Here is a 20249-nt window from a genome sequence, read left to right as displayed (position 1 = left end):
TAATTCCGGCCTGGGTGATCCAAAACCTCTCCCACCCACTCAATGTATTCCGGCGAGCCCTTCCGAGCCGATCAACCATACCTCGACGAACTCTTGCGGCCCCACCTTCGCACCGGCCGACACCGGGCTAGTCTCTATCAAATAGACGTGCTGCATGCGAACGCCGTAGCGATGAAGAACTTGGCGTTTCGCCAGCGGCACCTCCTCAGCTAGCAAAAGGACGCTCTTGAGTTCATCAGGTGGAAGCAGACGCAGTAATCTGCTGCGGAACTCATGCATCAGATTGGACGTCCCGATACCTTCCGAATAATCGGACATCTAAGTGTACGTTTTCGTACAAAAAAGATGAGAGAGGTCTTCGCATTGGATTCACCGCCTGACGACAACTTTCTCCTGATGATGTTAGATCAACTGACTCGGTGTTCGTCCCGCTTCAACCGCGGGCACCTTCCAGCTTCGCATGAATGAACGCAGGTCGCATCTTAATGCCTTCCAGCTCCAGCAAGATCGCGGTGTTCATTGACGGTTCCAATCTTCACTCAACCGCAAAAGCGCTTGGCTTCGATATCGATTACAAGTGCCTGCTGAAGGAATTCGAAAGCTGGGGGGCGCTTGTGCGCGTGTGCTATTACACAGCGATCATTGAGAGCCAGGAATACTCCTCGGTGCGCCCGCTGCTCGACTGGCTTAATTGCAACGGATTTACCGTGGCGACGAAGGCCACGAAGGAGTTCGTAGACGCGAGCGGCCGTCGCAAGGTCAAAAGCAACATCGATCTTGAAATTGCGGTTGACGCGATGTAGCTCGCAGATCGCATCGACGAAATGGTGTTATGCTCGGGAAACGGTGACTTTCGTCCGCTGGTAGAGCCGGTGCAGCGTCACGGCGTCCGTGTTACCGTCGTATCCAGCCTCGCTACTCAACCGTCAATGATCGCCGATGAGTTGCGACGGGAGGCCGACGTCTTTTGCGATATAAGGGAACCGCGGTCAAGCATCGGGCGCGTTCGTTCCGAACGAGCGCCATCTCGTATTGTGCGGGATCAAGCGCCACGGTTGATGCAGCGCGCGATCGCGCGGTCGAGTGATGATGACGAGGAATAGCGAACGCGCGGAATCAGGTGAAGTACAGAGAAGATCTGTTTCGGACCATCCATGGCTGGAGAAAAAGAACAACAAGGCCGACGGGTCATTTTCGAGTACCTGCTACCGGTAAACATGATGGCTATCGACGGCACCTGGCGCCGCAGGTAGCCTTAAAGATGTTTCACAGCGTGATGCGCGACTCCAAATTTAACGTCGATTGAAGGCCTCACACTGAGTGAATTCTTTCTTCTGCTTTCGTCTACCAGGCTCGCCTATCGGCGATGTCAACTCGTCCGCGTGAACGGCGAAGAGCTGGAGGTCAGCTTCATACAAAACAAGAACAAGACGAAGGGGAGAAGGGACCTTCCGACCTGAAAAGACAATGTCGCGAGCACCCGCAGGGAACGGCGCGCGCAACTCGCACGCGAAGAGCGGAGCATCCCTCGCGGGCGAGCACGACATACCAAGGGAGAGCCAAAAAGGGCGAGGGCGGCGCTCGGCAACAGACGGTCGCAATCCCGGTGAGCTCGAGCACCTCGCTAGATCCACCCGATCATCGACCGTGGGAGCGCCCCGCGCGATCCCACATTGCGCTGGGCAGCAAAGCCGATCATCTCGCGCAGCAGCTCCGCATCAGGGATCTTCTCCACGAGCGTGCGGGGGTTCATCATCTCATCGGTCATCGGTTCCTCGAATCAGGTTTGTGTCAGCAACCTGACCCTACCGGCGAACTGCCGGTGACCACCGCAAAGCCCTCCGCTAGGCTCCATGGGAGGGCGCGCGTGCGGACGGCTTTGCTCTACCGAGCTACACCATCACCGGGGACACGACCTTCTTCGTGGGTATGGAAGCTTCAAAAGTTACGCCTCGTCGCGCATTAGTGAATGCGCGCAACATTCCCCCGTGCGCTTCCACGATTGAACGGCAAATTGACAGACCCATTCCCATGCCCGATGTTTTTGTCGTGTAGAACGGCTCAAAGATCCGCTCAATGTCCGCTTGGGTGACACCGGGGCCCGTATCGCTCACAGCAACGGTAACACTTTCATCGTCGCGCCGACTGGTACTAATGACCAAATCCCTCGGACCGTCATAATTTTCGCTCATCGCCTCGATTGCATTGAATACGAGGTTTAGCACGACCTGTTGCAGTTGAACCTGATCTCCTTCAACGAGGGGTAGCGTCTCGCAGAGTTGCGTCTGCATAATAACGCCCTTGCGACTCGCTTCCGCCCGTGAAAGGGCGACGACCTCGTGAATTGCCGTATTAATATCAAGTGTCTCCTTTTGCTGCGGTGCTTTTTTGACCAGACTGCGAATGCGATCAAGGACATCGTTCGCCCGAATTCCGCCCTGTCGGATACGGGAGAATACCTGACGTGCCTCCTCGACTTTCGGATCGGCGCCACCCAAAAAGCGCTGCCCCGCGTCCGCAAGTGTGATAGTCGCGGCGAGTGGCTGCTTCACCTCGTGACTGATCATCGCCAGGAGTTGCCCCATTGTCGTCAGCCGATTTGCATGGGCAAGCGCCGATTGCGCTTCCCGGTATCGCGACTCGCTTTCGCTGGCTTCAGCTTCAGCGCGCTTTTGCTCAGTCAGGTCCAGCACGAAGGCAACACCTTCGTCCATACTCCCTTCGAAGTTGGCGATTCCCAGCAATACCGGGACACGGCGGCCGTCTTTGCGAAAAAGCTCCTTCTCGAATGGAGGTAACGTTCCGTCGCGTTTCAGCTTGGAATCCCAAATCTGCTCGTCACGTTCGGCCCAATCCGGAGGAGTCAGATCTGTCCACCGCACTTCGCCGAACTGAAAGTCATCGCGGTCGCATCCGACGATCTGAAGAAATGCGTCATTGGCTTCAGTGATGGTGCCTTGGCTTCCGTAAATGAAAATTCCGATGATATTGGCGTCCACGAGACGCCGGATCCTGCTTTCGCGTTCGAACAAATCGCGGTACAGCCGGGCGTTCTCCAGCGTGATCGCCGCCTGCGATGCAAGCAGCTTGAGCACGGGAATCCGGCTAAATGCGAAGATTCCCGGGCCCAGGTGATTTTCGAGGTATATGGCTCCGATCAGATTGGCTTGGTTGACCAGCGGAAGGCACAACACCGAGAGTGCTTGGTGCGCGTTAATATAAGGGTCGGCGGAAAAAGAAACGTCCGACACAGCATCGTCGAGTAAAACATTGCGCCTTGTGCGCGCAACGTAATTGAGAACCGATTCGGGCAAGGTCGTATCGTTTATGGGCTCATCACAGAGCCTCACCGTGACCGAGTCGCTCGAGGTGACGGCTTCGGCCTGGACATTTAGACCCGTCTTTCGCCAAAGCATCAGCAGACCACGTGCAGCACCGGTATGCTCCATCGCCATTCGCATGATCGTGTCGATCAATTTCTCGAAGTCCATTTCGACTGATAGCGCTTTTGACATCTTAAGCACAGTGCCGAGATCCAGACTTTCGACAGTCGCGCCGAAAGTAGTGTCGAGTGAGGTGATGGTTTCGTGTTCAACTAGATGCGGATGCGACTCCTCGAGCTGCCGGACCTTGATGTTGGCACCCCAACGAAGGTAGCAGCAGCGGGCGTTGCGCAGATAGGCGTGTGAGACAATCTCCGCGCCGCGGTCAGTGTAAAAGCGCGCAGCGAGTTCGCTGGCAAGGCCCTCGTTGTGCGGAAAGCCGTTCAACTGCGCGGCGCGAATCGCCTTTTCGAAAAGGCGTTCCGCGTCGAGGTCTCGTCCCTCGAGGCGCGCTATCTCCGCACCGACGAGCGCGGCCCGATCCTCGAAGTTTTCCGGTCCATTCCGCGCCCAGATCTCGAGCTGATGATGATGAGCAGCAATTGTTTCGCACAGCTGCTGCCGTTCTTCGATCGGCTTACCAGTCAGGGACGCGCAGAGCGCAAGCGCCGCATAAAAATGAAAGTCCGCTTCCTCGAGAAAAAGGGGGGATGTCCATAGCAGCGTGCGTGCTTTTGATAGCGCATCGATCGCGGCCGTATAATCCCCGATCAGATAACGCAGCTGCAATTTGCGAATCCAGTACCAGCACTGAGCGATAGCCAAGGCAGGGCTGTTCGAAAGGTATTGCTCGACCTGGTGCTCGTCCATGTCCTCATAGCCGAGGGAAGCAGGTTGTTTACCTGACCTGCGTAACGCCTTGATCAATGCAAGTTGAGTCGCGATGATGTGTTCGACCAGCCCAAAGCGGGCGTTTCGCGCGAAATGGAGTCCCCACTCGGCTTCGCGCTCGGCATGGTCCAATGGGTCGCCGGCAAAGAGAAGATGCGAATTCAGGTTGTTCCGAGCGTACGAGGCATACAGCAGGTCTCCAATATTGTTTGCATCCGTGAAACCGCGGTGGATCAAGGCATTACTCGACCGAACGTGCTTGATCCAGCGGAGGCCGGTGAACACAAACACCAAAATCGTAGACGCACGGAATCGCCTGTTTTCCTGCCGTTCGATGAGGTCGAATCCCACTTGACCAAGCCGGAAGCCCGCGTCGTAATGGCCGTAACGTGGGCCGGCAACGCGCGCGAACATTACATAGGCAAAACACGACGTATCGCCATTGCCATGCGCGAGACTGATGCTTACTGCCCTGCAGACTGCTAGTGACGCGAGGTTCAGGTCCGTGAACATGGCAGGCGTCTGCGCCTTGATTAATACTTCCATGACAGCCAGCGATGTTGGATCCTCCATGGATGGGGCTCTGAGGATCTCATCAATAGGCCGGCTGTTCAGAATATGCAGGATCTGGTCGTACTCGCGGCGCACCTCCTCGTCCGCAGGATGGGCACACCAGTGAATGCCTTCGTGCGCCAGGAAGTCCAGCGCGATAGCAATCGCACAATCGCTCTGGCCATTTGCGGTGCAAATATCCATCCTCAGGCAGGTGACGGCGGCGCGCTCTTTTGTACCGACGGCAAGGATGTTCAACCTCTCGAGGCGCGCGTCCGCGGCCAGTAGTTCACCCGTCAGAAATTCGCATTCTGCACGCTCGAATTCGAGTGCGTATATCAAATCGCGTAGACGAAGCTGACTATTCTCCTCCAATAGAGCGGCCCCCGCGATGAGGTATTTAAGTGCAGAGGTGTGAGCTGACGATGCTTTGGCACGCCGGGCGGCGATCAGATTAAGGTTAGCCAGTCGCTCGCGTTCCTCGCCCGTCACGATATGACTGGCCCGATTGAGTTGCCCGACTATGTCGAAGATCGCTTTCTCAAGATGCGCCGCGGGAGTATGTGCAACGAGAAGTCTTCCTATTTGCAGGTGCTTCTGTGCGCGTGTTTGCTCGGGTATGAGCGAGTACGCGGCCTCCTGTATCCGATCGTGGACGAACTGGTACTTATCCGGCAAGCGTTCTATAAGTTCCAACTGGCATGCTTCCCATAGATCCGCATCCACATCTTTTTCAGTTGACTGTCGAATTCTGGAAATGACCAGAACATCTCCCGTGTTGCCCAGACATGCAAGCTCCTGTAGCGCCTCCTTGCACGAGTCCGGAAGACGCTTGATTTTATCGGCCAGCAGTTCAATGACGTTCTCCGTGTGCCGCGACGCCTGAATCTTTTCGACATCCCAATGCCAACATCCCGAAGCGCGATCGGGAACAATCGCGTTGCGATCGACCAGAGCATTCAAGAACTGACCCACGAAAAATGGATTGCCATTAGTCTTCGTATGCACTAGGCGCGCAAGCGATGCGGCGCGTTCGAGACCGCAGTGCAGCGCATCCGCTATTAACTGCGCTAGATGATGGTGCTCAAGGGCATCGACACGAATCTCAGTGACTGCGGTTCCTGCATCGCTCATTGATTTCAGCGTCCGTGAAAGCGGATGAAGCGCGTCGACCTCATTTTCGCGGAAGGCACCGATTAAAAGCATATGACGCGGGTCTAGCCGCGTTGTCATATCCTCAATGAGGTCCAGCGTTGCAGCATCGAGCCATTGCAGATCGTCGAGAAAAAGCACTAGCGGATGTTCCGGTCTCGCGAAAACCGCGACGAACCGACGAAATACAAGCTGAAAGCGACCTTTTTCCTGCTGAGGAGGGAGTTCTGGTACTACCGGTTGCTCACCGACAATGTGCTCGAGTTCAGGCACGAGATCGGTAATGAGCCTGCCGTTTGGTCCGATTGATTCCAGAAAAGCGTTGCGCCATCCTCGTAACTCGTTCTCGGTTTTCCCGAGCAATTGGCGTACAAGCCCCTGGAAGGCCTGTGCCAATGTCGAGTACGGAATATCTCGCCTCCGCTCGTCGAACTTTCCTGATGCAAATTGTGCATGCGTTGACATCACGACCTTACGTAGTTCTCCCACAATCGCAGACTTGCCTATACCGGAGCCCCCGGATACCACTACTAGCTCGGGAGTGCCGCTCCGGACGACGCGATGAAAAGCGGTCGTAAGCGTTCCGATTTGCTCCTCTCTGCCATATAACTTCTCAGGGATGAGCAGACGGTCTGATAAATCTAGCTCTGCTAGCGGAAACGGAACGACCTGGTAATTCGTTTCAACTTCCACAAGACAGCGCCGTAGGTCATGTTCGAGACCGACTGCCGTCTGGTATCGATGCTCCGCGGGTTTCGCGAGCAGCTTCATGATGACATTCGAAACTTGGGCCGGAATGTCAGCTAGTCGCTGTTCTGGAGGTACTGGCGTTCGCGCTATATGGCAGTGAATCCACTCGCCAGGTTCTGACGCGGTAAATGGGAGCGTACCCGTTAGCATGCGATAGAGGATCACACCGAGCGAGTACAAGTCGCTACGCGCATCAACGGAACGATTCATGCGGCCAGTTTGTTCCGGCGCCATGTAGGCAAGAGTGCCCGCGACAAATTCGGGCAGTTCGGACATACGCCGCATGCGCTGTAGCTGTGTCGCGATTCCGAATCCGGTCAACCGGACATGCTCCTCGCCGAGCGCAATGAAAATATGCACGGGCTTCAGGTCTCTATGAACAAGCCCCTGTTGATGAACACCAGCGAGCGCCTCAGTCAACTTGATGGCGAGCCGCAAGAAGCGGCCAAGCTCAAATGGTGTCCCGAGCAGAGCCTCGAGAGGTTCCTCGCCATTGTCCTCGAGGAGCAATGCAACGCGCCCACTTCGATTGACGAGCGAGAGAGGGCAAAGCGCCCATGCGGCGTCAAGCCGATCTTTTAATTCATATTCACGAGAGAGACGGGCCAGGCTGTCAGCGGATGGGATCGCGGCCAAGTTGCTAACGGTGAAAACGCTCGTTTGCTCGCCATTGCTGTTTGTTCGCCATTCTCGACAGAATATGCGTTCGCCGTCTCTCCATAGGACATCTATTCCATTGTTTCTCACTGTCGATCTCGTTCGTTCAAGAGATTAACTCATCATCGGTCTGCCATCGGAGGCGTTGCCGTAGAGGCCAAGCCAGAGCTGTACCGTGTAGGAGACGGCCAGGGCGCCCGCAAAGCGCAGCGCAACTCCGAAGATCATCGATCCCGCAAACGCCAGCTCGGCCAGAAAACCAATGGGCCCACAGATCGTCATGTGAGGCCGCACGGCATCCTTCAGGAACCTACGATGAAACTCGAATGCCACATTGGTTGATTCCTGCTCGATCCAGTATTGCAGACCATCGGACGCCGGCAGCGGCAGCTTCCATAACATGCCCTGAAACCACATGCAGCGATGAGACCCTGAGGGCCCAGACACCCAGATGACGGCCGGTGCGTTGCGTCGGATCGTTCTGTCAATTTCGCACGGCCATCCCGAAGGTCGGCAATCGTGAGCACCGAGAACAGCGCCAGGATCACGTAGCGCCAGCCCCCTTGATGCAAATAGTCGTTGGTGTTTCCGGTCAGGAAACACCTGAGATCAATGAAGGGATTGGCTGGCATGCGCGGGCTCTCAGCTGATGGAGTAGTTTCTCTTTGTATCGCTTAATCGAATCGTTACTCCGCACATCGGTTGACAGGCAAAGGGACCAGGTGCGCCCAAAACCCGGTCAATCAATCACTCAAAGGACGACCAGTGTTCACTGCGCGTCCAGCCAGTCTTCGGGCCCCGTGAGTTTGCCAACCCATCGGTCAAGGTAAGCCGGAACGATTTCCCATCGACATCCGCGGACTGCAACTTCCCATTGGTTATGGAATCGATGACAGTATGTTCGCATCACCAGGCTGGTTGTTGGCTGACCACCCGGACCTCCTGCGTTATTCTCTAAACCGATCCAGTTGCAGGAACGCCTGATATCCATATGGGTCGATCTCGTAGCTTGCGAACCCCAGTCTTTCCGTCACATTTTGAGGCCATTTGCGCACCAGCCACAGCCGGCGCCATGGCAAGCGGCGGCTTTCTCCTACTTTTGAAAGCCGGGACTCCCCGAGCTAGTCGCTGGAACAATTAAGGGGGCTCGTAGCGCGTCTACGCCGCAATCCGAATATGTGAGCGGGAATTCGTACTCCGCCAGTGCACGGAAGTCGGGAAACGGGCCGCATGACGAGCAGTCGTATCGAAACGATAGCGATGAGGCCATAGCGCTAGAGGCCGTGCGTCGCTATACCCTAAGCGGTGATGCGGACGACTTCCGGGTCACGTTGACGTCGGGACATGGCGGTGAACCGACCTGTGTTTGGCGCGATCCGCGCCTGCGCCTTTGTCAGCAGCGTCTGCCAATCGAATTGCCTGCAAATCTTTATGAAAGCGTCGAGCGCAGGCGAATATTGACGTCCCCCGACAACAAAGAGCTCAACAGTGTGTTTGAAGTCGAAGTCCGCGATAGGACGGACCACAGCATCCGGCAGTGCTGGCGCGTGCTCCGGGGTTAGCATAACGCCAAGGTTTGCGCTAACTAGGTGCTGCAGGTGCTGCAGCCCTTGCGCGCGGTGCCCGGGCTGTGCGACCTGCCCCTCGCACAGCTGCTCGCGGAACGCACGGTAGATCTCGCAGTCAATCGCTTCAAGCCATTTTGCGGACCGCAGATCCTTCAGGCTAACGGTGGCCTCCTCTGCCATCCGGCTCCCCTCGGCGCATGCGACAAAGACTCTCTCGCGGAACAAGCTGAAACGCTCGATGCGTTCGGGCGTTGGCCCAATGCAGCTGCTACCCAGAGCGGCGCTGACGTCGCCGCTCAGTAAGCCTTCGAAGACGTTAGAGGATTCAGCATCGACCAGATCGACTTGGAGGCCCGGTAGCTGGGTCGTGAGTGCGGCGATCGGTTGCGCCAGGATCGACGCCGAGATCATCGGTGTCAGGGCCACCCGGAGTATGGCGACCTTCTTCCGCTTGAATTTCTTTGCATTGGCGCGAGCCTCCTCGACGGCGAGCAGCGTCCGCTCCAGCGTGGGCAACATTAGCTTTCCAAGGTCTGTTAACTGGCTGAGGTGCCTTTCACGGAAAACCAGTGCGCCACCAAGTTCGTACTCCAGCTTCTGAATTGACTTCGTCAGCGCAGGTTGGGAGACGTTGCACTGTTCGGCCGCCCGAGTAAAGTTCATGCACTTGGCAAGGGCTACGAAATACCGAATTTGGTGGAATTCCATGGCGGCTCCTTATTTCGTCAGCTAGCCCGTCAAGGGGGCTCTCGTCAGGGGACTTCGTTCGCCAACGAGATCCGGCTGGACGTCCGTCATGCCGCAACACTGCGTTGAACGATGTCGAGCAGCGATTGCGCCTCGATTGGCTTTCTGAAAAACCCGACTGCTCCGGAGTACATCGCGCGTTCGCGCCACGACTCTTCAGGGCGCCCGGTAATGAGAATGACTTTAGGTGGATCCGACATCTCGACGACGCGCTCGACCAGATCGATACCGGACAGCCCCGGCATATCGATGTCCGCGACCACGCAGTCACAGCGCTCGCGCTCCTCGGAATCGAGGAAGGACTCCGCGCTCCCGAAGCAGGCTACTTCGTGGCCAGCAGCACGCAGCAGGTAATTCAACGACTCCCGGAGGAGGGCATCGTCATCGACGACGCAGATGAGCACTTTCTTGTTCATGAAGCGAAACTGCGCCTATTCGACGCGCTCGCCTACTCTCCCACGGTTGAGGTTAGTCCTGTCCTTTTGGACAGGTTTCAATGAGCACCTACTCCTCGCCTTCTAGAAGTGCCGCCATCCGGGTCAATTCCGCGAGGCTGCTGGCCATCATCTTCGTCATGACCGCGCTCCGATGAAATTTCACGGTCGTCTCCTGGATCTCTAATGCGCCCGCGATTTGCTTATTCATTTGGCCCGCACACACTAGCGCCATGACCTCGCGTTCACGTGCGGTCAGGCTTTCGTATCGTTTGCGCAATTCCGACAGCCGGTCCGGCGCCGGCGATGGCGGCTTCCAAATTCGGATCGCGTTGGCAACTGCCTCCAACATCTCCTGGTCCCGAAAAGGCTTTTCGATGAAGTCAACAGCGCCTGCCTTCATCGCCTGAACTGACATGCGGATATCGCCATAGCCGCTCATCAGGATAACTGGCAAACGGTTATTACGCCGGGCGAGCGACGCCTGCAGTTCGAGCCCGCTGGGCCCCGGCATCCTGACGTCGATGATCACGCAGCCAGGCGCATCAGCTAGATCGGCAGCAAGAAAATCCTCTGCACGACCGTAGAGCTTCACGGTGTAACCGACTGTTCGCAGAAGATCGTCGATCGCATGCCTCATGAGCTCGTCGTCGTCGACAACATGGACGATAGCGTCGCCCAACATAGCTATCTCGTCTTCAGAGCAAGCGGTTGCCCTTCGGTCTCGTTCACCGCTCATGGTCCCCAAGCTTCGGCTTCCGGTCGATCCGACGCGCTCGTCCCCTCTATCATTTTGTTGGGAGACATTGGTAGGCATAGAGTCAATTCCCAACGGGAATGGATGTAGTGCCGCGCCTGAAACACGGACGGAACGCAATTTTCCATCACCCCGCATCTCCTCGCGAGGGGCCGCGATAACGCAGGGATATAGAACTTATGGCGACCGATGTCTCCAAATCGGTCCAAAGTCGTTCTCGTCGGGTGTCGCATGTCGGCGCTGTGACGAGAACTTGAGGGAGGCGCGAATGTCGGTCGTGAGCTTGCGAGAAACGTTGAAGTCAGCATTGGGGGCTATTCTTTCGCTACCAGATGCGGCCCCTGTTCCTATCGGAGACGGAGCGTTCGCGATAGATCTCTCCGCCGTGACAGAGGCGACATCTAAAAATGTCCGTAATGGGCGGGCGGAGATCCCTTTGCAAGGAGCAGATGGAGCGATCTCGGACGTCCTGTGCAAAATCATTTCCATCGATGATCCGGTCTGCGGGCCCGCGGGCATCGATCGAGACACCACGAAGATCTTCGTCCATGACATCGCAAATCTCTTGGCAGTTATCGATGGAGGCCTGCGGCTACTTGATGTAAAGACTGACGCGCAAGATCGCGCTGTGATCGTTGAAAGGCTCCGCCGCGCAATCCAGCGCGGCGGGTCGCTCAGCCGCAAACTGCTGGACAGCGATCGTCCGTATTGCAGCACAGCTCGGCCCGTCTCCCATGACCATATCGTGGATATCGGTGATCTGGTCGACCAGACGCTGCGCGCTGACGTTGTTGTCGACACGCACATCGACCCGGGTCTCGGGCAGTTCCAAGCTGATCCAGAGGAGCTCCATCTTGCACTCCTCAATCTCTGCAAGAATGCAAGCGACGCGATGCCCGAAGGTGGGACGATCAGTATTAGCGCGCGGAACGTCTGCGTGCAGATAGACGCTCCCTGGGTCGAGATATCGGTTTCCGACGATGGGACCGGCATGAGCCCGGACGTGCTCGAGCGAGCCTTCGAGCCCTACTTCACGACGAAGGAAATCGACACAGGTACAGGGTTGGGTCTCACCCAAGTCAAACGCCTCGTCGAACGCTGCAACGGAACGATTAATATCCAGAGCGCGGAGAACAAGGGAACGACCGTGCGTATGCTATTTCCGTGTACGTAGAATGGCATCAACGCGGCCGATCCGCAGGGCAAGTGGAGGACGGTCACATGTGCAAACAAGATCAATATCGAAGGTTACCTCTCAAAAAGAGAGACGCGCCATCAAGATCGTGCGCGCCGCCAAGGGCCCTTCCGGCTACCCTCCACGGATACTCCTTTCCAGGCGCTCGTTGGGACCGTCCTCTACCAGGCATATCCGAATCGGCCGGTGCGACCGCTTAATCGCTGCTGGCGACGGCCTCCGGTTAATCGACGCCTCGACATGCCCAACATAACCCGCGGCAACACCAACGCCCCGACCCAGGCGGTTGCGCGCCACGCCACGGCGATGCTGGTCGACGATCTGAAGCGGACCTAAGGAGCTCTGGCACAAGCCGTAGTGGCCCGACGTAGATAGTGATCGAGGGCGGAACCGACTATGCCGCGGGATCAATGGGATCGATTCCTTTCATACTTGCAGTTTATTTCGAAAAATTGCTTGTTCAGAGCCCCGGCGTGCAACAAGGCTGCATTAGTACTGAAGGAAAGATGAAAATGAGTGTAGAGGACGAGAGAAAGCGCCGCGAGGCTCCGCTCGACGCGCCGAGCAATCTCGGCTCCAATGCACTAAAATATTCCGGCCTCCCTCACTGTGTTTCTGGCAGACGTGTTCGCGCTTTACGTCAAGACCAAGAGCTTCCATGCACATATCAGGGCCGCATTTCCGGGATTATCACCTCCTTTGATGAGCAGGCCGCGCAGATTTTCGCGACGATGGAAGACATCGCGGAACGCGCCCGCAAGATCGGCGGCACAACAATTCGCTCGATCGGCCACATCGCCAGAGTGAAACATATCAAGGACAATGACGCCGATTTCGTCACACCTGACGGCATGCTAGCCGAGCTGAAAGAAGACAACCTCGCGCTCAGCCAGCGCCTGCGGCAGACACGTAATATCTGCGACGAACATGGCGATGCAGCTTCAGCTAGCCTGATCGAGAACTGGATCGACGAGGCGGAACGTCGTACATGGTTCCTTTTTCGACACAACGAGGAAAGCTTAACCACGTGCGCACGCCACCCGCGAACTTTTTGACGACGCCAACTGACTCCATCTGCGGCCAAACCGACGAGGAGATCGCTAAGCTCGACGAGGTCGAGCGTCCAGCCGTGCGCGAGGCAAAACTGCGCCACTGTATCTTACGGCATTGACTGATTTTTGCGACAAGGCTGCAAAAGGCCGAGAGCGCGTTTGCCAGACGCATCACAGTGGATTAGCTGGATCTTGCCTGGTCGACCGCGCTCCGTCGGTAGATGTCTAGAATCCCGCGAGGCCCTGGGTGCTGTTGTAGGGAATCGGGTTTCGACCAATCTCCGTCAGTCTGCCGCTCGTCTTGTCGAGGCGGTAGCTGACAAGCACCTGGGCATTTCCAAAGATCTGGTAGAAGTACTGGTCGTCGGGAGTCAACCAGCTGTCGCTGGGTCCGCTGCTGACGAGCCCGTTCACAGCGCGGAAGGTACCGTCGCCCGGTATCGCGTTGTTGGCCGGGTCCTGGAGGAGGCTCAATCGGCCGTCTACAAGCCGGTAGGTCGAGACCGTTCCGTAGCCGAAGTTGGTCGCGAGCACCAGCGAGTTGTCAGATGTCACCTGCAGCCAGCAGAGCTCAGATGGCTTCCCGAGCGCGGTATCGATCGGGGCCAACGGACCGTCGGTCACCCGACCCTCGCCATTAATGCGGCTCACGAGCACGCCGTCTCCTACCGCGAAACCGTTCAGGAAAGTATCGCGGCTCCGGTTGAGAAAGGCGATGTAGAATGGTCCCGCGCCGCCGGCATTGGCGAAGGAGGCCTCGCCGAGTGCGCCGTCGTCGCGCACCGGGAATATCACGAGCCCGTCTGGATCGGGGGCGTTCGCCACGACCAGATTTGGCGACCCGTCCGGATTGACGGCTGGACGAGCGTCGAAAAGAATATCGACCAGCAGGAACCGGCCGTCGGGCGACAGAACAGCTTGTGTCGCCACCCGATCGGTCTTTGTCGCGGTATTTACCGAAGCCCGCTCCGGGCGCAGCTTCAGCTTGCCGTCCTCGGCAACCGTGTATGACCGGAGGTGGTTGGGGCCGAAGGCATGGAGCACGTATAGAGTTCGACTTTGGGAGCGGTAGGCGAGCGACTTCGCCGTTCCGCTGCGCCCTATTAGGAGCTCGCCAGTCGGTTGTCGATCGATCAGTGTCAGCTTGCCGTCTGGACTCACCCGGAAGCTCGTCACGCTGTTGTCGCCGCCGTTCGTCGTGAACAGCAGAGTGTTGGATTCGGCCAGGATTACGCTGCCAGCGCCCTCGAATGCGTTGGGCGCACTCTTTTGGCCGCTGATCGGCTTGAAGACGCCAGACCCAGCGCCCCCGGTAGGGATACTCTCGAGTAGCTTCAATTGCCCATCCGCGTTGCGACCGAAGTGCATGATGCGGTTCTGGGTTTCATTGGTCTGCACGTAGACATGACCTACAAGCTCAGAAGCGCGTGCTTCTATTCCGAGAGTCCCGAACAGAAGCAGCACGAGAGGTATAAGGAAGAGCTTCGACGATGGCGGACGGGTCATACAGTTAATCTCCTTAGGCCCGAGTTCTGACCGGCAACTTCCACTGGGGCCGGACAAAATGGCAGGTGTAGCCGTTCGGATGCCGTTCCAAGTAATCCTGGTGCTCGGGCTCGGCCTCCCAGAAATCGCCGGCGGGTGAAATCTCGGTCACAACCTTGCCCGGCCACAGCCCTGACGCCTGGACGTCGGCGATGGTATCCTCGGCGACGCGGCGCTGCTCCTCGGTAGTGTAGAAAATCGCCGACCTGTAGCTTGTGCCTCGGTCGTTTCCCTGCCGGTTGAGCGTCGTCGGGTCGTGGATCTGAAAGAAGAACTCGAGCAACTCTCGGAAGCTCGTCTGACTCGGGTCGAATACGATCTCGAGCGCTTCGGCGTGCGTTCCGTGGTCGCGATACGTAGCGTTCTTGACGTCTCCGCCCGAGTAGCCGACCCGCGTCGAGACGACACCGGGCAGGCGCCTGAGCAGCTGCTGCATTCCCCAGAAGCAACCTCCTGCCAGGACCGCGCGCTCTGTAGTCGCTGCCATCGTCAGGCCTCCTGCTTTGAGAACAGCGTTGAGTACTTGCCGTATCCCTCGCTTTCTAGTTGGTCGCGGTGGATAAACCTCAACGAGGCCGAATTTATACAGTACCTCAATCCGCCCTTGTCGCGCGGCCCATCTGGGAAGATGTGGCCAAGATGGCTGTCGCCGTGCTTGGAGCGAACCTCAGTCCGCATCATGCCGTGCGAGCTGTCAACGTTCTCGGTGACATTTGCGGCCTCTAGGGGCCGCGTGAAACTCGGCCATCCCGTTCCGCTGTCGAACTTGTCGAAGGACGCAAAGAGCGGCTCACCGGAAACTACGTCGACGTAGAGACCAGGCTCCTTGTTGTCCCAATATTCGTTGGCGAAGGGACGCTCGGTCCCGTCAGTCTGCGTGACGCGGTACTGCTCGGGAGTCAACTTCGAGACCGCTTCGGGGTTTTTCCTGTAGGTCGGCATTCGCCGTGCTCCTTTTTGTTCTGCAAAGACCCAATCATAGAAATCTGCGACAATCGTATTTCGCAGACTCGAATTGGGTCATTGACTTCGGAAACTCCCGTCCATGCTGCGACGAGCCGCGGCAAACTGCCAATTCCCTTCTGGAATACGTTCGATAATTCCTCGGCTACGCCGTCGTGAACGGTAGATGAGGCGACGGCGGCGCCTTATTCGAGTCTCGCCAGTTTTGCGGGAAAGGTCTGTTCGTATTTCCGTTGATGCTGATTTACTTTGTGCTGGGATGCCGCCCGTTCCGCGGCGAAGCGCTGATCGATCACGCGCGAGCTAAAGCAGAGTCCGAAAAGGCGGATTGGATGCGCGCCGTTAAAGATAAGTCGTCGGGACGCAAATCAGCAAAAATGACGCTCGTTATCGTTTCCATTCCATCCGTTTGGCGCTAGGGAGTTCAGTCGGAAGCTGGGCTCTTGAAACGGAGGAATCGTAGCCGACTCGCGGCTTTCCACACAGCCAGGGTCAGAAGGCGACCATCGGCACTCCCCTCCCCTTCGTCTGCTTCACACCAATGGGCAGACCTTGAGGCTCACGGAACTTAGCGCCTACTTTGTGACTGATAAGCTTTTCGTGAGACTGATAAGCTTTGCAGCCAAACCTTATCAGTCTGCCATTGCCGAGCTTTGCCACCTCGCCGTTCAAAACTGCGCCGAGGTGGCCATCACACGCTCGCCCGCGGATTTCGGGCGTCACCTTCCAGTGCTGCATGCGCAGCCGCCAGCCAAGCCTGGACCAACGCAAGACTGCTCTCCACACACTGGTCGGGTTGGCAATTTGCGAACACTACGACGCATTGGCCCGAGCGCGCTCGCGCGCCTCACGTCGACGTTCGCGGCGTTCGCGACGTCGTTTCGCTCGCTCCGCTGGTAACTGCAGTGGAGGCACGGCTGGCGATGTGGTGGCTACCTCAGCAGCGTCTTGGACCGGAGGAACCGGTACCGGCTCTGACGGCGGTCGGCGCGCCTCCATAAACTCCAACACAGCCCGTCCCTTGGCCGTAACCCTCCAGCCGCCGGCTTCGCGCTCGACGAGCCTCTGCGAGAATAGGTCGAGGCCCGGCACGCGTGCAGCCAGCCGCTTGGTCCGGTCCGCCCAGTCCCTGCCGCTCGTGGCAAGGATCGCCATGTCGCGCTTGAGGTCTTCCATCGCGGCGAAGCCGCCTGGATAGCTCACTAGGATCTTGAGGACCGTGACCTGGAAATTCACGGTCACCTCAATCGATCAACGCCAGATCGATGGCGTATGCGGGACGGCATCTCGGCCAACATGAGCTTGGTTAAAGCCTCACCGCCAGTGGTCGCGTCCAGCACTTTCGAAGCGACGCACGCACACGCTCGGATTTCGCGGCGTGAGACGTTTTCGAGGGCGGCGCGCGAGAGCGCGGTGGTGGCCGTGTCGAACATCAGAGCCCCACGGGAAAGCGGCATTCTAGCGTTGGTCATTCGCCCTTGGAATTCAAGAATGTTAAATTTGTATAATCCGTGGCCCGCGCATCGGTCCGGTTGATCGTATTGGAATGCTTGAACAGATTGAAGCCGACGGCGAAGGATCACCGAATTCAGAGCACTCTAGCTGGCTGGTGAGCCAAGCTCAAAGGCACCGATCCTATGGTCGAACCGCGGAACGCCAGACGGCTTCACCGGTTGAAATCGGGTCGCGACTCACGCCAAAATCTCCGGCCAGGGGGATTTCATTACATGCATCAGCGCTTGCACGACCTTCCGCTCGAAGGATTCGCACTCATTGTGGACGGCCACGCGAAAACGACCTTTTCCACCAGAGAAGGCGCGCGCAGAGCTGCCGTCGAGCTGCAGGATAGATTTCCATCCATTCAGATCAAGATCTACGACGCGGCAGCCAAACAAGCCGAATTTGCTCGTTGAGAGACATTACCTGCCCGCGAGTCCCGCCACGAACCAGGAAGTGAGTGGCTTGATCGTGGCGCACCGCACGAGTGTGGCCAAGCCCGCGAAATCGCGGCTCAACTTGCAAAAGTGCGAGCACTGGGGGGCGCGCATTCAGTAGTCGGGACAAACTCTCTCTGGTGTCGAGGTGAGTCCGACGTTTAGCCAGACGCCCCGTCGACACGCTCATCGTTAATTAAAACTGGAGCGCCCCCTCGGAACCCTGCTCACTGGGTGGAGCTGCGTCGCACCCAGTTGGACCCCGGCGGATGCTCCATTGGTATTGCAGTGCATGCAAATCTTTATACCAACTATCCACGGTTGAAACTATACGCACGGCTGCTAGGGTTACAGCATTCGTTCAGCTCTTTTCAATGAGGCGCTTCCGATGGCCAGCCCAGCGATCATCATTCTTTCCGACGGCACCGGCAACGCCGCCTCGAGCGTCTGGCGCACGAACGTGTGGCGGATTTTTCAGGCGCTAGATCTCCAGGGCAACACTCAGGCTGCAAAGTACGACGACGGGGTTGGCACATCGTCGTTCCTTCCTTTGGCGATCCTCGGCGGGGCGTTCGGTTTCGGGCTCAAACGCAACGTTCTCGATGCCTACAAGTTCATCTGCCGCAACTACGATCATCAGAACGAGTCGAAGATCTACCTCTTCGGCTTCAGCCGGGGCGCGTTCACCGTTCGCGTGCTCGCCGCCCTAATCCTTCAGCAAGGATTGGTAATCGCGGACACTGAATCCGAACTGCACGACGGCGCAGTCAAGGCCTACCGCGCTTATCGTGCTAAAGGATATCACTCCGTTTGGCGAATCGAGGTTCTTTTCCGCGCCCTTCGCGACAGCATCCTTGTCCCCATCCTCGACTTCTTCCGGCACAACAAGTCCTATGCGCAGATCGTCCGAAAGGACGTTCCGGCAATCGATTTCATCGGCGTCTGGGACACCGTGGCGGCCTACGGTTTTCCCCTGGATGAAATGACTCGTGGCGTCAGCAACTGGGTCTGGCCTCTTGAGCTTCCAAACCGCATTCTGAGCCCACGCGTGAAATGCGCCCGCCACGCCCTCGCGCTCGACGACGAGCGCACCACCTTCCATCCCGTCTTATGGACCGAGGAAGGCGAATCGAGTCCCGCCGTCCCCACCACGATCGATGACGAACGGCTGGTCCAGGTCTGGTTCGTCGGCATGCACGCCAACGTGGGTGGCGGCTATCCCGATGACGCAGTGGCGTTCGTTCCCCTCAACTGGCTTGTGGATGAGGCGATCAAGCGTGGCCTGATCTTCAAAAACGCGCCTTTCGCGGACCCCGATTCCATCAAATGGATCAGCTCGTCCCAGGACAAGGACGGACGACTTTACGACTCCCGCTCGGGCTTAGGCTCGTACTATCGCTACGGTCCGCGCAAGGTCACCGACCTTTGCAATGATCCGTATGTCGATGTCAGGATCCCCATGCCGAAGATCCACGAGAGCGTCTTCGACCGAATCGACAGCGGCTGCAACGCCTACGCGCCGATCGGCCTGCCGGCGGATTACCTCGTCGTCTCCCGCAACGGCAAGCTTACGCCACTCAGCCAGGGCACCTTCGAAACAGCGGCAGGCGCCTCGGCGCGTTACGTCGCACAGGAGAAGCTTTGGAACTTCGTCTGGATGCGCCGTATCGCGTATTTCGCGACGCTCGCAGCAACTCTGCATCTTGTCGGGTTTTGGCTCTTCCACCCCTTACGTCCGGCCCACGAGTACGAGAGTGGCATCCGGATGGTGTCCGAAGCTGTCCGAGCTCTCGAATCGTTCCTGCCGCGCGCCTTCCATTGGTGGACGGATTGGTACGCCGCCAACCCCGAGTGGTTCGTCGTTGGCGGCATTGCCGTCGCCCTACTCGTGGGCGTGGGCAATTCGCTTAGCGCACGCATCCGCGACGGCATGCGGATTATCTGGCAGAACCGCGCCTCACCCACACCACTGTCGGGTGCTGTCCATAGTGCGATCTACGCGTTCCGAACCCATCCGGTATATCAAGCCGTTCTCAATGCGAGCCGCCGTCATGTCGCACCTTTCTTGTTGGCCTTCCTTATGGTCTGGTACGGCACGACGGCCTTGAGCCACTTTGCTTTCAACGTGGCCGATTCCATGGGCGCATTCTGCAAAGGCACACCGCCGCCGTTGCTTCTCGCCGTTGACAAGGGCATACCGCAGGTGGGAAGCGAGTTTGATACCAGCAAAGTGTGCGCACCTACACACCTGACCGTTCGAGCAGGTTTCAAGTACGAGATCGCGGTCACGATGAGTGAGAGCGAGCCATGGCAGGACGATGACAAGCCGACTACGCCGGTAGGTTACCGGACCTCGACCATGCGGGGCTTCGATGAAGTGAAGGGCTATGCGACGATCCTGCTCCGGCGGATTCTGTTCCGGCCGTGGTACCGGCTCATCGCGCGTCTCGGCGAGACCGGCGTCGATGAGTACTTCCTGGACCCCAAGCCGGTCCCAAGCACCAGCCCCCAAGTCTACAGGGATCAGTTCACCGCTCGACGAAGCGGCGAGATCTTCCTGTACGTCAACGATGGCGTAATCGGTCTGCCTTGGCTCTACGACTGGTTCTATCGGGGAGAGCGCCACCGGGGAAAGGCCAACGTGACCATCAGACTCCTTTAGATAGTTAGTGGCTGCCCGGCGTCTTTCAGTGCGCTGCGAACCGGCTCGCCGCGCGGACTACGGTGGC

At 57.8% G+C, this 20249-nt stretch carries 15 protein-coding genes and 3 pseudogenes; 7 read left to right on the top strand and 11 right to left on the bottom strand.

Annotated features, from left to right (window positions below):
• Window positions 1–39: 39 nt before the first annotated feature.
• A complete protein-coding gene (locus XH87_RS13590; RefSeq protein ID WP_271587661.1) occupies window positions 40–318 on the bottom strand; it encodes a hypothetical protein in 279 nt (92 codons plus the stop codon).
• Between the two features lie 167 nt (window positions 319–485).
• On the opposite strand from XH87_RS13590, the pseudogene XH87_RS13585 reads away from it, so the two are divergent.
• Window positions 486–1103, top strand: a pseudogene (locus tag XH87_RS13585) (LabA-like NYN domain-containing protein).
• Between the two features lie 51 nt (window positions 1104–1154).
• A pseudogene (locus XH87_RS13580) lies at window positions 1155–1460 on the top strand (hypothetical protein).
• A gap of 164 nt (window positions 1461–1624) precedes the next feature.
• Here XH87_RS13580 and XH87_RS13575 read toward each other — a convergent pair.
• The 6 genes from XH87_RS13575 to XH87_RS13550 form a co-directional block, all read right to left on the bottom strand.
• Window positions 1625–1768 (bottom strand): hypothetical protein, encoded by a 144-nt coding sequence (locus tag XH87_RS13575; RefSeq protein ID WP_271587809.1) that lies wholly within the window; start codon window positions 1766–1768, stop codon window positions 1625–1627.
• A gap of 124 nt (window positions 1769–1892) precedes the next feature.
• Window positions 1893–7304 carry a trifunctional serine/threonine-protein kinase/ATP-binding protein/sensor histidine kinase gene (locus XH87_RS13570; protein WP_271587660.1) on the bottom strand — a complete coding sequence of 1804 codons (5412 nt, stop codon included), beginning with the start codon at window positions 7302–7304 and terminating at the stop codon, window positions 1893–1895.
• A gap of 135 nt (window positions 7305–7439) precedes the next feature.
• Entirely contained in the window at window positions 7440–7727 is a 288-nt protein-coding gene (locus tag XH87_RS13565) for a hypothetical protein (protein ID WP_271587659.1), read from the bottom strand.
• 896 nt (window positions 7728–8623) lie between these two features.
• Window positions 8624–9601, bottom strand: coding sequence for a LysR family transcriptional regulator (locus XH87_RS13560; RefSeq protein WP_271587658.1), 978 nt, complete (start codon window positions 9599–9601; stop codon window positions 8624–8626).
• A gap of 86 nt (window positions 9602–9687) precedes the next feature.
• Complete coding sequence (locus XH87_RS13555) at window positions 9688–10056, bottom strand: response regulator transcription factor (protein ID WP_271587657.1); 369 nt, start codon at window positions 10054–10056, stop codon at window positions 9688–9690.
• A gap of 88 nt (window positions 10057–10144) precedes the next feature.
• Window positions 10145–10759, bottom strand: a complete 615-nt coding sequence (locus XH87_RS13550) for a response regulator transcription factor (RefSeq protein WP_271587656.1) — start codon at window positions 10757–10759, stop codon at window positions 10145–10147.
• Between the two features lie 340 nt (window positions 10760–11099).
• Between XH87_RS13550 and XH87_RS13545 the strand changes: the two genes are divergently transcribed.
• Window positions 11100–12005, top strand: a complete 906-nt coding sequence (locus XH87_RS13545; RefSeq protein WP_271587655.1) for a sensor histidine kinase — start codon at window positions 11100–11102, stop codon at window positions 12003–12005.
• A 533-nt stretch (window positions 12006–12538) separates the two neighbouring features.
• A pseudogene (locus tag XH87_RS13540) lies at window positions 12539–13081 on the top strand (Dps family protein).
• Between the two features lie 222 nt (window positions 13082–13303).
• Here XH87_RS13540 and XH87_RS13535 read toward each other — a convergent pair.
• From XH87_RS13535 to msrB, 3 genes are read right to left on the bottom strand one after another with little or no spacing between them, the layout of a single operon-like run.
• Entirely contained in the window at window positions 13304–14584 is a 1281-nt protein-coding gene (locus XH87_RS13535) for a lactonase family protein (RefSeq protein ID WP_271587654.1), read from the bottom strand.
• Window positions 14585–14597: 13 nt separating this feature from the next.
• Entirely contained in the window at window positions 14598–15110 is a 513-nt protein-coding gene (msrA, locus tag XH87_RS13530) for a peptide-methionine (S)-S-oxide reductase MsrA (protein WP_271587653.1), read from the bottom strand.
• A gap of 2 nt (window positions 15111–15112) precedes the next feature.
• Entirely contained in the window at window positions 15113–15565 is a 453-nt protein-coding gene (gene msrB / locus XH87_RS13525) for a peptide-methionine (R)-S-oxide reductase MsrB (RefSeq protein ID WP_271587652.1), read from the bottom strand.
• A gap of 257 nt (window positions 15566–15822) precedes the next feature.
• Between msrB and XH87_RS13520 the strand changes: the two genes are divergently transcribed.
• Complete coding sequence (locus XH87_RS13520; protein ID WP_271587651.1) at window positions 15823–16005, top strand: hypothetical protein; 183 nt, start codon at window positions 15823–15825, stop codon at window positions 16003–16005.
• A 394-nt stretch (window positions 16006–16399) separates the two neighbouring features.
• Here the strand turns inward: XH87_RS13520 and XH87_RS13515 are convergent, their stop codons facing one another.
• Window positions 16400–16822 (bottom strand): hypothetical protein, encoded by a 423-nt coding sequence (locus XH87_RS13515; RefSeq protein WP_271587650.1) that lies wholly within the window; start codon window positions 16820–16822, stop codon window positions 16400–16402.
• Window positions 16823–17313: 491 nt separating this feature from the next.
• On the opposite strand from XH87_RS13515, the gene XH87_RS13510 reads away from it, so the two are divergent.
• Both XH87_RS13510 and XH87_RS13505 read left to right on the top strand, forming a co-directional pair.
• Window positions 17314–17499, top strand: a complete 186-nt coding sequence (locus XH87_RS13510; protein WP_271587649.1) for a hypothetical protein — start codon at window positions 17314–17316, stop codon at window positions 17497–17499.
• 409 nt (window positions 17500–17908) lie between these two features.
• The gene (locus XH87_RS13505) at window positions 17909–20182 is read left to right on the top strand and encodes a DUF2235 domain-containing protein (RefSeq protein ID WP_271587648.1); all 2274 of its coding nucleotides are present in this window, start codon (window positions 17909–17911) and stop codon (window positions 20180–20182) included.
• Window positions 20183–20249 lie beyond the last annotated feature (67 nt).

The sequence above is a fragment of the Bradyrhizobium sp. CCBAU 53415 genome, assembly GCF_028128735.1.
Taxonomy (GTDB): Bacteria; Pseudomonadota; Alphaproteobacteria; order Rhizobiales; family Xanthobacteraceae; genus Bradyrhizobium.
Note: the sequence above shows the minus strand (reverse complement) of the source record. Positions and strands in the feature narration are given on the sequence as shown.